Below are 15,081 nucleotides of genomic sequence, written 5' to 3' on the forward strand. Positions count from 1 at the left end.
TATGAGGAGGAAATAAAAAGATGGCAAAAATTTACTATCAGGAAGATTGCAATTTATCCTTATTGGAAGGTAAGACCATTGCGGTCATTGGATACGGCAGCCAGGGACATGCCCATGCGCTGAATTTAAAGGAGTCAGGCTGCAATGTGATTGTGGGACTTTATGAGGGCAGTAAGTCCTGGGCAAAGGCTGAGGCGCAGGGATTAGCCGTTTATACGGCAGCAGAGGCAGCAAAGAAAGCGGATATTATCATGATCCTGATCAACGATGAGAAGCAGGCTGCCATGTATAAAGAATCCGTAGAACCAAACTTAAAAGACGGCGATATGCTGATGTTTGCCCATGGCTTTGCAATCCATTTTGGACAGATTATTCCTCCAAAGAACGTTGATGTTACCATGATCGCACCAAAGGCACCCGGCCATACGGTTCGAAACGAATATCTGGTAGGCAGAGGAACCCCCTGTCTGGTTGCAGTACATCAGGATTATACAGGCAAGGCAAAGGACAAGGCACTCGCTTATGCTCTGGCCCTGGGCGGGGCAAGAGCAGGCGTTTTGGAGACAACCTTTAAGGTTGAGACTGAGACCGATCTTTTCGGTGAGCAGGCCGTATTATGCGGCGGTGTATGTGCACTTATGAAAGCCGGCTTTGAAACTCTGGTGGAAGCAGGATATGCTCCGGAGAATGCTTACTTTGAATGCATCCATGAGATGAAGCTGATCGTAGACCTGATTTTCGAAAGCGGCTTCGCAGGCATGAGATATTCTATTTCCAACACGGCAGAATACGGTGATTACATCACAGGACCAAAGATCATTACGGAAGAGACCAAGAAGGCAATGAAGAAAGTTCTTACAGATATTCAGGATGGCACCTTTGCAAAGGACTGGCTGTTGGAAAATCAGGTAGGCGGCACCCACTTCAATGCCATGAGGAAGAAAGAAGCTTCTCACGAATTAGAGAAGGTAGGTGCTGAACTCCGCAAGCTCTACAGCTGGAACGACGGCGGAAAATTGATTGATAACTAGGGGCTGCATTGCATAGCTACGAGCAGTGCGTCTATAAAAGCGGAAGAGTCCGGAAAAAAGCTTGCCTTTTTCCGGACTCTTTTGATTTTATAGACATACGGCGACAGCCGTCAAGCGAGAAGGAGCGAAGCGGATTCGAGCTTGATCACTGCGGCCTGGCGGGTTGCACAATCAAACTTTCATTCTTTAATCCCTGCCTCTCCATCTCATAACTTCAAAAAAATTCTCCATAGCCGCAGACACTCCCCCCGGATTATAAGCAAACCCGACCGTTCTCCTCTTAATCGCGGTTTCTATAGGAATCTCGATCAAATCCCCGCGGTCCAGCTCCTCCTGCACAAACTCTTTTATCACACACCCGATGCCCAGCCCGATCTTGGCAAACTCAATCAAAAGATCCATCGTGGTGACCTCTAACAACTGATTCGGCACGATCTGCCTTTCATTCAAATATTCATCAATATACTTCCTTGTCATATTATTCTTATCCAAAAGGAGTATATTCCCCGTCTGAAAGAGGTCCGCATCCCGTCCTTCCCTCAGATACAGATTATCCAGATAGGATTTTGTAGCCACAAATGTATCCTGGATGTTCATAATCGGCTGAAACAAAAGCGGACGGCGGTTTGACGGTTCCGCGATCACCCCCAGATCGATCTGCTGCTGTTCCAGCATGCTGACCGTATGGGAAGTGGACTGGCTTTCAATCGTAATCTTAATATGAGGATATTTCTCAATGAACCCCTTCAAATAAGGGAGCAGGATATACTTACAAAGAGTATTGCTGACACCGATTCTCAAATGGCCGATATGAAAATCCTTGATCCGTTTCAGCTCCTGCTCTCCGCGGCCTAATGCCTCAAAAGCAGCCTTTGCATGATTATATAGAAGCTTTCCCTCTTCCGTGAGCTGTACTCCCCTTGAATTTCTCGTAAATAAAGCGACCTCCAGGCTGTCCTCCAGCTTACTGATGGATTTGCTGATAGCCGGTTGGCTGATGTACAGTTCTTTCGCAGCCTTCGATATATTTCCGGCTTTTGCGACTTCATAAAATATCTTATATTGGGAAAGATTTTGTTCCATATTAAGATTTCCTTTCCTTGTTAATCGCCCACGCCCTATGGGCATAAAGGGATACCCGGAGGGTGCCTTATTTCATAACTTACTATTATATTAAATATTCATATTATGTATTTCTATTATATCAATAAGTATGTTAGAATGTAAAGCAGGAAAATGACAGAGGTTCATTTATAATTAACAGGAGGATGCAGACTATGGGAATGACAATGACCCAGAAGATTTTGGCAGACCATGCAGGGCTTTCCGAGGTAAAGGCCGGACAGCTTATCGAAGCGGATCTGGATCTGGTATTGGGAAATGATATCACCTCACCGGTTGCCATTAAAGAAATGGAGAAATTTAATAAGGAAACGATCTTTCATAAAGATAAGATTGCCCTGGTCATGGACCATTTTATTCCAAATAAAGACATTAAATCTGCGGAAAACTGCAAATGCTGCCGTGATTTTGCCTGCAGGCATGAGATCACCAATTATTTCGACGTAGGACAGATGGGAATTGAACATGCCCTGCTTCCGGAAAAAGGTCTTGTCGTTGCAGGAGATGCGGTCATAGGAGCAGATTCCCATACGTGCACCTATGGCGCTTTGGGCGCTTTTTCCACCGGTGTTGGAAGCACGGATATGGCGGCAGGCATGGTAACCGGGAAAGCCTGGTTCAAGGTTCCGCCGGCAATAAAGTTCGAACTGGTTGGGAAACCATCCAAATGGGTCAGCGGCAAGGACGTTATTTTACATATCATAGGTATGATCGGCGTTGACGGCGCCTTGTATAAGTCCATGGAGTTTACCGGAGACGGGATCCGGAATTTATCCATGGATGACCGGTTTACCATCTGCAATATGGCCATAGAGGCCGGTGGAAAGAACGGTATTTTCCCTGTGGATGATCTGGCCATCCAGTACATGAAGGACCATTCAAAACGTGATTACAGGATTTATGAGGCGGACGCAGATGCAGAATATGAGGAAATTTACACCATCGATCTATCCAAATTAGAGCCGACGGTGGCATTCCCCCACCTTCCCGAGAATACCAGGACCATTGGTGCCTTCGGTGAAATCAAGGTTGACCAGTCCGTGATCGGTTCCTGTACCAACGGAAGGCTTGATGACATGCGCATAGCAGCAGCTGTCATGAAAGGACGGAAAGTGGCGAAACAGGTACGCTGCATTGTGATCCCTGCTACACAGGAAATCTATTTACAGTCTATGAAGGAAGGGCTTTTAGAAATTTTTATCGAGGTTGGAGCTGTGGTCAGTACACCAACCTGCGGTCCGTGCCTGGGCGGCTACATGGGGATTCTGGCGGCAGGAGAGCGCTGTATCTCTACTACAAACCGCAACTTTGTGGGGCGTATGGGCCATGTAGAATCAGAGGTATATCTGGCAAGTCCTGCAGTGGCGGCAGCAAGCGCCATAACCGGTCGGATATCTTCGCCCGGTGAACTGGGATTATAGGAGGTTGTAAAAGATGAAGGCATGTGGATCTGTTTTTAAATATGGCGATAATGTAGATACCGATGTGATCATACCGGCAAGGTATTTGAATATTACGGATGGAAATGAGCTGGCAAAGCACTGCATGGAGGACATTGACAGGGCTTTTGTAAATAAAGTGAAGAAGGGAGACATCATCGTGGCCAATAAAAATTTTGGCTGTGGGTCTTCCAGGGAGCATGCTCCGTTAGTAATCAAATGCGCCGGAGTAAGTTGTGTCATTGCTGAGACATTTGCAAGGATTTTCTACCGGAACGCAATCAATATCGGCCTTCCTATTATAGAATGCCCGGAGGCAGCAAAGGCGATTCAGGCAGGAGATGAGGTATCGGTAGATTTTGACAGCGGCATCATCACCGATAAAACGACAGGGGAATCCTTTGAGGGGCAGGCGTTTCCTCCTTTTATGCAGGAAATTATATCGGCAGGAGGATTGTTTCCTTATATAAATAAGAAAAAATAACTGTTATTTCCATGGAAAACGAGTCCGTAATTGTCAGATATTGTATCTGGCATTTGCGGACTTTTGTTTTTGAACGTTGTCAATCCAACTGATACGTATTATAATTAGAAAAAAATTCAAGGAGTTGATTTATATGGTAAAGACAAATGCAATGCGCATACTTGATAAGGCAAAAATTGAATATGACACCAGGGAATACGAGGTGGATGAGCAGGACCTTTCCGGCAGTCATGCGGCGGACATGATGGGAGTGGACCACGGCAGTGTTTTTAAAACTCTTGTATTAAAAGGGGAAAAGACCGGATACTTAGTCTGCTGTATACCGGTGGACGGAGAACTGGATTTAAAAAAGGTGGCGAAGGCTGCAGGTGATAAAAAGGTGGAAATGATTCCTATGAAGGAGCTGCAGGGTGTCACGGGATACATCAGAGGAGGATGTTCCCCCATCGGCATGAAAAAACATTTTCCTACTTTTGTCGAAGAATCGGCTCATCTTTATCCAAAAATCGCCATCAGCGGCGGATTAAGAGGCCTGCAGATCATCATCTCTCCACAGTCTCTGGTTGGCTTTATAGGTGGAGAATTTGCTTCGCTGATGCAATAATGGTTTACATAAAACAAAAAATATAGGGACGGGCCGTTTCTGAGAAGTTGAATAGTTAACAGAAATGTAACATTATTGTAAAATCTTAATAGAAAGATAATACAAAAATAGTCTATAAAACCTTGGAAAAACAGTGCATTAAGCACAAAGGAAGGAAAGGGGATGAAAATTAAGAAGTTAAAATATCACAAAAATGTTAAATGACCATTGACTTTTTTGACGGGCTTCTTCTATAATTACGAGCGTCACCCGGAAACGGTTGTGGAATGTGTTCACAGCCCAGGCAAGTGAGATTAGAGAAAGAGGAGTATGTATGCTTAAATTACGCTCTATCCTTCGACAGATTTGTCAATTCTTCAGAGGGATGACCGTGAAGGTCACAAAGCGGATGTACCGTTCTTCCGCAGTATTTATGGCGGGAGCGGCAGTCATTACTGTTGTGGCATTTACATCAGCAGGATTCGGAAGCGGCGGAAGAAATGCGCTGACAGCATTTGCGGAAACGCCGGCAAAGGAAGACGCTGCGGATGAGGATGCAGTTGAAGAAGAGGAAACGGATACACAAGCAAAAGTACAATTGAAACTTACCGAAGCCAAGATGCAGGCACAGCAGTTAGCCGGCAATCTTCTGGAAAAAGAGGTTATACAGAAACAGGAGCTGGAAAAAGAATCCGAAGCCCAGGTCCAACGCATCAATAACCAGATCGCGATGGAGGAAGAAGCGAAAAGGCAGGCTGAGGAAGCAGCAAAGAAGGCAGAAGAAGAGGCAAGGAAGGCCGAGGAAGAGAAGGCAGTTCATGCCATGTCGGTGTCACAGGACGATTATCAGGTCTTACTGAAGATCGTGCAGGCGGAAGCAGGCATCTGTGACGAAAAGGGAAAAATCCTTGTGGCTAATGTGATTTTAAACCGGGTAAAAAGCGGCGAATTTCCCAATTCGGTAAGAGGTGTTGTCTATTCCCCTTCCCAGTTTTCACCCGTGTCGAACGGCAGTATCAATTCCGTAAACGTGACCGATGATACGAAAGCATGCGTTGACCGGGCGCTGGCAGGAGAGGATTATTCCGACGGAGCACTGTACTTTATGTACCGGGGAGGCTCCAGGAGGGGAGCCGTAAGCTGGTTCGATTCCCATTTGACCTACTTGTTTCAACATGGTAACCATGAATTTTTTAAATAAAAACATTGTTTCATATTCTGCTTTAGGTGTATACTATATTTAACAGTCATGTGCCCTTGTGGTCTGCTGTGAAAATATACGATACATAAAAGGAGAGTAAGATTATGATTTTTGACTCAGCGAAAAACCTTGATTTTTACAAAAGCCTTGGAGTGGAAGGAAGATACGCTAAGGCAGTGGATTTCCTTAAGAACACCGATCTAAAGAACCTGGCGCCGGGGAAATATGAGATTGACGGCAAGAATGTTTTTGCCAACGTAACAGAATATACGACGATTCCGTGGGAGGAAGCCAAGTACGAAGCCCACCATAATTATACAGATATCCAATATATGATATCCGGTTCTGAAACCATGACTTATGCACGGGTGGATGAGCTGGCAGAAAAAGTACCTTATAACGAAGAAAAAGATGTTGTATTTTACGACAATGAGAATCCTGGCTTAAAAGTAGTTGTAAAGGCCGGAGAATATATGATTTTTAATCCTTGGGATGGACATAAACCAAAGGCAGCTGCCGGAGAACCGGCTCCGATTAAGAAAGTGATTGTTAAAATCAAAGAAGACTAATAAAAAACGGGAATCAATCCTTTGAATTAAGGACTTGTTCCCGTTTTGTTTTTATGGCTGCCAGCCGTCTGATCCTGACAGGACAGCTTCTTTTGTAAATCTTTTCAGATCAGCTTCTTTCAGGCGGTGGATCCAATCCGGCCGTTTTTCCATTCCAGCACCGGGACCGAAGCTGCCGTACTCGGCATAGAAGGTATGTTCGTGGGCCGCTTCCTTGTTCCAGTCATGCCAGCCCTCTTTGCAGATATGATCATCCATGTAGCAGTTTAGGAGCACGGTTTTCGCATATTCTCTCCATGGGCGCCCTAAGTAAGCGTTGTTTGCGGGACAGTTGCTTTCAAAACGGCAGTTTGCCATGACATAGCCGTACTCCTGTCCTTCCGGAGTGGAGGCAGCGGTTACGTAGCTGCTGATCTCTTTTCCCGTGTATTTGGAAAAGAAGGTGCAGCCTTCAAAATAAGCTGTGGCGCTGCCGAAAATAAAGTCAATGTCTCCCTCCAGATAACAGTTTTTATAATAGTGACGGCCGTTTAACCGGGGGGCATGCTGCTTTGGCCCGATAAAACCGTTGGGTTCGATTTCCTTTGGAGGAAGAGGGCCGGTAAAAAGGGTATCCTGGTTTCCGAGGAAACGGCAGTTTTCAAAAAATAACCGGTCCCCATCGGCATAGAGAGCCAGAGCCTGTCCTACATCGGTCCCTTTTCCTGCGCTGTTCTCAAATGTAAGATTTCTGGCGGTGAAATCGTGGGTATCGATCAGGCAGGAATAGGTGCGGAAGGTCCCCCGCTTAGTGCCATCCTCCATAGTCATGCGGGCATAAAGGCCATAGGAGAGAATGGTACTTTCTGCATCTTCTCCAATAAAGGTCACGTGAGGAACTGTTACGGTGATCTGCTCTTCATAAAACCCCTTGTGTATATAGAGGATATGTTCCGAAGATTGATCCGTTGGAAGGGAGCAAAGTGCCTCCCCAATGCTTTTGAAATCGCCTGTGCCATCTTTTGAAATGTGAATCATATTTAACCTTCTTTCCATACATTGTATACATAATGCATAACATATACTAAATATATACATTTTTTTAGAAATTTGCAATAGAAATTATTGACTTTTTATTAACAAAATGAGATAATAAGAACAAATTTGGATTTTTTATAAGGAGGAATTTTATATGTCAACAAAAGCTTATTACCCGATTCATGAAATTGGAAAAGGCAAACCTGGTTTTGCAACGACACGATCAATCATTGAGGCACCGTTTTATGGAAATAATGTAATTAAAGTTAATACGCTTAGAGAGGCATATGAATTAGCTAAAAGTTCACCTGGAACTGTGGTTACAGATATGCCTGTTTACAGGGGAGAGGAATTTGGTCTTGCGAAAGATGCCAAAGTTCTTTTGTTCAACGATGGAGCGATTACCGGACGTTACGCTACTGCAAGAAGAATTGCAGGAGAGCCTGGAGTGAATTGCGGCGCTCTTGATAAAGTCGTTATGGACGCGGTTTATGAAACCCGTTGGAAAACAATGTACCATGCAGAAGTGTTTGTAGGACTTGATCCTGAATTCATGGTAAAAGCTCATCTTCTTATCCCGGAAGGCGAGGAGAATATTCTGTACAACTGGATGTTGAATTTTCAGTATATGTCTGACGAATATGTTAAAATGTATCGGGCTTCCAAACCGGTAGGGGAAGGAAAAGAACCTGATATCTATATTTTCTCTGATCCGCAGTGGAACGGTTCTGACCGTCCTGGTGTTGATTTGTCTTGTTTAAGTGATCCAAAATGCTTGTGCTATTTTAATACAGAACAGAACTGTGCGGCTATCTTAGGTATGAGATACTTTGGAGAGCACAAAAAGGGTACCCTTACTATGGCCTGGGCACTTGCCAACCGGAACGGATATGCTTCCTGCCATGGCGGCCAGAAGGAATACAGCTTAGCGGATGGTTCTAAATATGTTGCATCTGTATTCGGATTATCCGGATCAGGAAAATCGACCATTACCCATGCAAAGCATGGCGGAAAATATGGTGTTACGGTTCTTCATGATGATGCATTTATCATTAATACGGATACCTGTTCATCGGTAGCATTAGAGCCTACCTATTTTGATAAAACACAGGATTATCCAACCGGATGTGAAGATAACAAATATCTGTTAACTGCTCAGAACTGTTCCTGCACATTTGATGAAGAAGGAAAGATCCAGCTGGTAACAGAAGATATCAGAAATGGGAATGGACGAGCTATCAAATCCAAATTATGGTCACCGAACCGTGTGGATAAGATTGATGAGCCGGTTAACGCTATTTTCTGGATTATGAAAGATCCTACCATTCCGCCGGTGGTAAAACTGAAAGGAGCTTCCTTAGCTTCTGTTATGGGTGCTACACTTGCAACAAAGAGATCGACGGCTGAAAGACTTGCTCCGGGAGCTGATCCGAATGCATTGGTCGTTGTACCATATGCGAATCCGTTTCGGACATACCCATTGGCAAATGACTATGAGAAATTTAAAAAATTAGTGGAAGAGAAGAACGTAGACTGCTATATCATCAACACCGGTGATTTTATGGGCAAGAAGGTTCAGCCGAAGGATACGTTAGGAATCTTAGAAGCAATTGTGGATAAGAAAGCTGATTTCAAACAGTGGGGACCATTTTCCGATATCGAAATCTTCGAATGGGAAGGATTTGTTCCGGACTTAAAAGATGCTTCTTATGTAGAGCAGTTAAGAGCCCGTATGAAGGATAGAGTTAACTTTGTTTCCAATACTGCTACTGTAAAAGACGGTTATGATAAGCTTCCGGATGACGCTTTAGCAGCAATTCAGAAAGTTGTCGATGAACTGAAATAATAAAATTCCATAGAGGCGAAAAAGGAATTTCCTTTTTCGTCTCTGTTTTTAACCCATAAAGGAGGAAAAATGGAAAAAGAATATTTGCTGTTTGACTTAGACGGGACGCTTACCGATCCCAAAGAGGGAATTACCAAATCCGTTCAGTATGCTCTTCGTGCATTTGGGATTCAAGTGGAGGATTTGGATGAGCTTTGCTGTTTTATCGGACCGCCTTTAAAAGGCAGTTTTATGGAATATTTCGGTTTTAGCGAGGAGGATGCAAGGAAGGCGATTGACATCTACCGGGAATACTTTTCAAGCAGGGGTTTATATGAAAATAAGGCTTATGAAGGAGTCAAAGAAGTTTTACAGTCGCTTCTGAATGCTGGGAAAAAGTTATATGTTGCTTCCTCCAAACCGGAAGTATTCGTCAAAAAAATTCTTAACTATTTTGGCCTGGATTCCTGCTTCGAGTTTATGGGCGGCGCGGATTTGGAAGAAATCCGGGTGCAAAAGGCTGATGTGATCCGTTATGTGCTGGAGCAAAACAAAATTACCGATTTAAATAAAGTTGTGATGATCGGAGACAGAAAGCACGATATTTTGGGAGCAAAGGAGATTGGAATTGCCTCAGTTGGGGTATTGTATGGGTATGGAAGCAGACAGGAATTAGAAGATGCCGGAGCGGATGTAATCGCTGAAACGATTTTTGATTTGCAGAATCTTTTATAGTGTGCTATACTAGGTCTCTAACAGGGGACAGTCCTTTTGATACGGTAAGTGAACCATGGAACACGAACGGAAGGAGGATTATTATGATTGAACTGGGAAAAGAGAAAAGACAGATCATCAGACAAATGTGCAGCGCCGCAAGCGGGGTATTGCCGCGGGGAGCTGCAGAAGGGCGAATGGGCAGGGTTTGGGTTCCGGAGCTCTCTAATCCTTCCTTTTGTCTGATTCTTCTTGGAGATTTTGCATATTTGTTCGGCATATGTCCGAAGGGTGAGCAGGCCATGGAACTGAAGGAACAGCTTTATAAGCAGTGCAGACAAGGCTTTATCACGCCTTCCGATGTGCGTTGGGAAGAATGGCTGGAGGACACTTTTGCAGGTGAGTGCAGACGTTTGTCCCGTTATGCCATGCGAAAGGACCGGAACCATTTTTCTGAGACTGTTTTAATGGACTATGTTAAGACTCTTCCTTCCGGGATGCGGATCCTTAAGATGGATAAGAGATTATACCATATCGCTATGAAGGAGGAATGGAGCAGGGATTTTTGCTCGAATTTTGAAACTCCGGAAGATTTTTTAAGAGATGGGCTGGGGTTTGCTGCGTTAGACGGGCGTCATCTTGTTTCCGGCTGTTCGGCTTACGGAATCAGCCAGGGTATGATTCAGATGAAGGTTGCCACCAGGAAGGAATATAAACGTCAGGGCCTGGCTTTAGCCTGCAGTGCCAGGTTTATTCTGTCCTGTCTGGAACAGGGGATTTATCCGATCTGGGATGCGGATAACCTTCCTTCCGCCGGCCTTGCGGAAAAGCTGGGATACATTTTTGAGAAGGAATACCAGGTGTACAAGCTTCGGAATATGGAAAACAGGCTGATGAGAGCGTAATGGGAATCAGGAGGAATACGGGAGATGAAAAAGGTGGAAATCGGATTTTGGGGGATTGAATCCATCCTGGAATTTGTCACAATTGCCAGTAAATGCAAAGAAAAAATGAATTTGTCCTGTGGAGACAGTTTGGTAAATGCAAAATCACTGCTGTCCGTACTTTCTTTGGCAAGTGTGGAAGGCGTGGAATTGATTATCCAGGAAGACTCCTGTGATTCACTTTTAAGGCGCCTGGAATTGTACGTGGAACATGGGAGGCTGATTGGCAGTAAAAAAATCGTTATGTAATCCGGCTTTTCAAAATACAAAACTGACAGGAAAAGGAACTTGAAAAATAATATGAAGTGGTGTATACTAAAAACCATAAAAGCTATGGGAATGTAATTCCTGAAATGTACGACACTCTTACCTTTTTTGAACCTACATTATGACATAAGGGATTCCGATATTTTCAGGTGGATGTCAAGCCTCCGTTGCAGTGGAAGGCAGAAACCTGAGTGAGGTTGCCCACCTAGCAAAGCTAGGCGTCAATAAGTAAGAACCGGCATTTTGGGGTTACAAAAGAAAAAAGCAGCGAGCAATCGCTGCTTTAACTTTATGTAAAAGTATGGTAGAGTATAGGATAGACGGTGGACAATATCTTAATAACATAGGAGAATTTTATGAAAGAAACAAAATTTCGGAATTATATCTGCTGGGGGGTCACAGCACTTACTGTCATAGTTTTGAGCATTACCTTTACCTTTTTCTTATCCAGGTTCCAGGCTGTAAAAGAAACGATGGATTTAGTTGCACAAATTCTGATGCCGGTCATTTACGGAGCTGTCCTTGCATATCTTTTACTGCCGGTTTATAACAGGTCCCGAAGCCTTACCGCCCGCTGGCTTTCTGCCGTATGGAAGAATGGGGGCGCAGTTAAGTCAACCTCCAGAGCCCTGGCCACTGTGGTAAGCCTTATCTTTTTGTTTGTGATCGTGGTCGGGCTTTTTTGGATGATCATTCCTCAGATCTATACCAGCATCATGGGGCTTCAGGAAACACTGGGCGGGAATCTCAACAATCTGGCTTTTTGGCTTCAAAATATGTTTGAAGATAACCCGTCTGTGGAGCGGGCGGTCATTCCCATGTACGATCAGCTGACAAGCCAGCTGCAGAACTGGCTGACCTCTGATCTGGTTCCCAACATGTCCACGCTGATCGGCGGCCTTTCCAGTGGATTGCTGAGCGTGGTTCTGGTTCTTAAGAATATTCTTATCGGCATTATAGTAATGGTATATCTCCTTAACATAAAGGAGACCCTTTCCGCACAGGGGAAGAAAATTATTTACAGCTTGTTTCCTTTGAAAGCGGCAAATCAGGCCATTGAAGAGATTCGCTTTCTTCACCGGGTATTTGGCGGATTCATTACGGGCAAGCTTCTGGATTCGCTTATTATCGGAATCCTGTGCTTCGTTCTCCTGAATGCGATGAATATGCCATATGCCCTGTTAGTGAGTGTGATTGTGGGAGTTACCAATGTAATTCCGTTTTTCGGCCCATTTATTGGAGCTATCCCCAGCGCATTCCTGATTTTGTTAGTCAGTCCGATGAAGTGCCTGTATTTCCTGATATTTATTCTATTACTCCAGCAGTTTGACGGAAATATTCTTGGTCCGAAAATTTTGGGGCAGTCCACAGGGCTTCCCAGCTTTTGGGTGCTGTTTTCCATTTTGCTTTTTGGCGGATTGTTTGGCTTTGTGGGAATGATCATAGCGGTGCCGACCTTTGCAGTTATCTACAGTGTTATTTCAAGGCTGGTAAACCGTTCCCTGATGAAAAAGGAGCTTTCTATTGAAACGGCTGACTATTTAAATCTGGAACGGATTGATGAAAACAAAAAACATATATGAGATAAGAGGAGCGCATGAATAGAAAGACATTTATCGGATTTGTTGTCGGTATTCCTCTTTTGGTTTTGATTCTCATTGTTATTATTCTGGTAAGCGAACCGGAACCGGAAGGAATATCAAGAGGCGGCGCATATAAGTCGGCCGCTCTCCTTCTTACTGACAGAGAAAGCTGTGAAAAAATGCTGACTGATCAGAAACAGGAGTATTTCCCGGAAAAAGAGCAGAATAAATGGTATGTGAAATACATGAATTATCTGTATGCGGGCGGGTATCTGGGTTTGAAAGAAATACCGGCGTCGGCTGAGACAGCGGAGGGGTTTTTAACTTATAAAGAAGCAGAAAACCTTGCAGAAGCTCTGGTTCCCGGGGCAGGAAAGAGCATTCATGTAGGAAAGAAAAAGCAGAATAAGCAGATTCCGGCTGACCAATGGTGGGATGTATATGAGGAACTGAGAGAAGCGCTGGATGGGGAAGGGCAGATCAAGGAGCTCGACGTTCTGCTCTACGGCACTCCCACCAATGTGAAAACCGCATCGGCCTGGACTGCTTATACCGGTGAGGGAAATTTCCAATTTGAAGGCATAAGCCTGGATTCTTACATAGACTGGGAATTAAAAATCCTGGTAAAGGGCAGTGAAATCATTGCTCTAAAAGAAGCGGTTACGGACTCCGTGACCTATAAGAATGTTTGGCTGACTGCAGGGGAGGGTGAGACATTCCACGTATACTTAGGGTCGGTGGAACGGACTTTTCCGCTGGAAGCCTCTTTGGGGCAGCCGGAGGAGTTCGGCGGCAATCTGGCCGATATCAGTTTAAAGAGGGGAAGTCTTCAGAAGATTACCATGAAGAAAAAGAAAATATCGGGTAAGGTTCTGGCGGTAAAGGAAGATTCCATTGAGATCGAGGGGTATGGCAGTCTGAAACTGGATAAGGACTTTAGGGTCTACCGGTTGTACGGCCAGTTTGAAGAGCGTGCCATAACGGATATTCTGGTCGGATACGATATCCAGGACTTTGTCGTGGCACACGGAAGGATATGCGCGGCCTTATTAGTGAGAGAATTTGATGCAAAGAGCATTCGGGTCCTTTTAATGAATACTAATTTTCAATCGATTTTCCACCCCTCGGTAACGTTATCTGCCGAAAGCGGTCTGCTATTGTCCTATGGAGATGAGCAGGTTCAGGTTCCGCCCAAGGCCGAGGTGATCATAGATCCCTCTGACGAAAGGCTGAAGGCTGGACGGATTGTAGCGGCGCCATTGGAAAAAGGGGATTCTATATCCGTTGCTTCCATAAAAAGATCCAACGGTACACCGGCCTATGACGGGACGATTGAGATACGAAAAGAATCCGATGGCCTGCTTTTGGTCAATGAGCTGTATCTGGAGGATTACTTAACAAAAGTAGTGCCAAGCGAAATGCCTGACAGCTACGAAAAAGAAGCCTTAAAAGCCCAGGCTGTCTGTGCAAGGACTTATGCTTACCGTCAGATTCAGAGTAATACCTACAGTAAATACGGGGCCCATGTGGATGACAGCACCAGGTTTCAGGTTTATAACAATCTGGAGGCCGCGGCGAAGACGGAAGAAGCCGTTCGGGAAACCTATGGAAAGCTGCTGTTTTACAATGAAAAGCCAATTGAAGCCTTTTATTTTTCAACTTCCTGCGGGCATACCACTGATGGCAGCATTTGGGGAAGCGACCCGGCCCAGTATCCTTATCTGGATGGGTGTCTGCTTCAGGGCGACAGAGGGGTCTTGAACCTGTCTACCAATTCGGATTTTGAAGAATTCATAAAGAATAAGAATTATCCCTCTTATGATTCGTCTTTCCCCATGTACCGGTGGGAAACCACGGTGACCAACCGCCAGCTGGAGGAGGAGATCACCGAAGTTGGTTCTATCTTGAATATTACGGTAACGGAACGCGGCGTAGGAGGAATCGTAAAAAAACTGAGGATCGAGGGTTCCGATGGAATTATGACGATCAATGGCGAAGGACAGGTGAGGGCCAAACTGGGAAATAAATATATGACGTTAACAAAACAGGATGGTACTCTGATGAAGGACTTTGACTCTCTTCCCAGCGCTTATATTGCGATTGAAAACCAGGGCGTTAATGACAGCAACATAACAACCTTTCACATCTATGGGGGAGGCTTTGGACATGGAGTTGGCATGAGCCAGAACGGAGCCCAGGCCATGGCAAAGGAAGGGAAGAGTTACGAGGATATCCTGAAATTTTTCTATCATGGGGCCGAGGTGCACGAAGCCGAACACAGCGAGGAATGAGAACGGGGGCT

14 protein-coding genes and 1 other RNA gene are annotated in these 15,081 nt (G+C 44.8%); 13 read left to right on the forward strand and 2 right to left on the reverse strand.

The window, feature by feature from the left end; genetic code table 11:
• Nucleotides 1-20: 20 nt before the first annotated feature.
• Nucleotides 21-1,031, forward strand: coding sequence for a ketol-acid reductoisomerase (gene ilvC / locus BQ9856_RS08650; protein ID WP_077610667.1), 1,011 nt, complete (start codon nt 21-23; stop codon nt 1,029-1,031).
• A 186-nt stretch (nt 1,032-1,217) separates the two neighbouring features.
• Here ilvC and BQ9856_RS08655 read toward each other — a convergent pair whose 3' ends face one another.
• Entirely contained in the window at nt 1,218-2,114 is an 897-nt protein-coding gene (locus BQ9856_RS08655) for a LysR family transcriptional regulator (RefSeq protein ID WP_077610668.1), read from the reverse strand.
• 194 nt (nt 2,115-2,308) lie between these two features.
• Between BQ9856_RS08655 and leuC the strand changes: the two genes are divergently transcribed.
• The 5 genes from leuC to BQ9856_RS08680 all read left to right on the forward strand — a co-directional run bounded on the left by leuC (nt 2,309) and on the right by BQ9856_RS08680 (nt 6,429).
• A complete protein-coding gene (gene leuC, locus BQ9856_RS08660) occupies nt 2,309-3,574 on the forward strand; it encodes a 3-isopropylmalate dehydratase large subunit (protein WP_077610669.1) in 1,266 nt (421 codons plus the stop codon).
• A 13-nt stretch (nt 3,575-3,587) separates the two neighbouring features.
• Nucleotides 3,588-4,076 (forward strand): 3-isopropylmalate dehydratase small subunit, encoded by a 489-nt coding sequence (gene leuD / locus BQ9856_RS08665; RefSeq protein WP_077610670.1) that lies wholly within the window; start codon nt 3,588-3,590, stop codon nt 4,074-4,076.
• 133 nt (nt 4,077-4,209) lie between these two features.
• Nucleotides 4,210-4,680 carry a Cys-tRNA(Pro) deacylase gene (gene ybaK, locus BQ9856_RS08670; RefSeq protein ID WP_077610671.1) on the forward strand — a complete coding sequence of 157 codons (471 nt, stop codon included), beginning with the start codon at nt 4,210-4,212 and terminating at the stop codon, nt 4,678-4,680.
• A 313-nt stretch (nt 4,681-4,993) separates the two neighbouring features.
• Nucleotides 4,994-5,860 (forward strand): cell wall hydrolase, encoded by an 867-nt coding sequence (locus BQ9856_RS08675; protein ID WP_077610672.1) that lies wholly within the window; start codon nt 4,994-4,996, stop codon nt 5,858-5,860.
• Between the two features lie 104 nt (nt 5,861-5,964).
• Entirely contained in the window at nt 5,965-6,429 is a 465-nt protein-coding gene (locus BQ9856_RS08680) for a YhcH/YjgK/YiaL family protein (RefSeq protein ID WP_077610673.1), read from the forward strand.
• A gap of 51 nt (nt 6,430-6,480) precedes the next feature.
• Here BQ9856_RS08680 and BQ9856_RS08685 read toward each other — a convergent pair whose 3' ends face one another.
• A complete protein-coding gene (locus tag BQ9856_RS08685; protein WP_077610674.1) occupies nt 6,481-7,446 on the reverse strand; it encodes a pectinesterase family protein in 966 nt (321 codons plus the stop codon).
• 154 nt (nt 7,447-7,600) lie between these two features.
• Between BQ9856_RS08685 and BQ9856_RS08690 the strand changes: the two genes are divergently transcribed.
• From BQ9856_RS08690 to BQ9856_RS08720, 7 genes are all read left to right on the forward strand, one after another.
• Complete coding sequence (locus tag BQ9856_RS08690; RefSeq protein WP_077610675.1) at nt 7,601-9,292, forward strand: phosphoenolpyruvate carboxykinase (ATP); 1,692 nt, start codon at nt 7,601-7,603, stop codon at nt 9,290-9,292.
• A gap of 69 nt (nt 9,293-9,361) precedes the next feature.
• Nucleotides 9,362-10,006 carry an HAD family hydrolase gene (locus BQ9856_RS08695; RefSeq protein WP_077610676.1) on the forward strand — a complete coding sequence of 215 codons (645 nt, stop codon included), beginning with the start codon at nt 9,362-9,364 and terminating at the stop codon, nt 10,004-10,006.
• A gap of 83 nt (nt 10,007-10,089) precedes the next feature.
• A complete protein-coding gene (locus BQ9856_RS08700) occupies nt 10,090-10,890 on the forward strand; it encodes a GNAT family N-acetyltransferase (RefSeq protein WP_077610677.1) in 801 nt (266 codons plus the stop codon).
• Nucleotides 10,891-10,914: 24 nt separating this feature from the next.
• Nucleotides 10,915-11,178, forward strand: a complete 264-nt coding sequence (locus tag BQ9856_RS08705; protein WP_077610678.1) for an HPr family phosphocarrier protein — start codon at nt 10,915-10,917, stop codon at nt 11,176-11,178.
• Nucleotides 11,179-11,271: 93 nt separating this feature from the next.
• Nucleotides 11,272-11,450: non-coding RNA, 6S RNA (gene ssrS, locus BQ9856_RS08710), on the forward strand.
• Nucleotides 11,451-11,552: 102 nt separating this feature from the next.
• Entirely contained in the window at nt 11,553-12,779 is a 1,227-nt protein-coding gene (locus BQ9856_RS08715; RefSeq protein ID WP_077610679.1) for an AI-2E family transporter, read from the forward strand.
• A 14-nt stretch (nt 12,780-12,793) separates the two neighbouring features.
• Nucleotides 12,794-15,070: a SpoIID/LytB domain-containing protein gene (locus BQ9856_RS08720; RefSeq protein ID WP_077610680.1), complete on the forward strand. Its 2,277-nt coding sequence runs from the start codon at nt 12,794-12,796 to the stop codon at nt 15,068-15,070.
• Nucleotides 15,071-15,081 lie beyond the last annotated feature (11 nt).

The organism is Clostridium sp. Marseille-P2415, from assembly GCF_900155545.1.
Lineage (GTDB): Bacteria > Bacillota > Clostridia > Lachnospirales > Lachnospiraceae > Lacrimispora.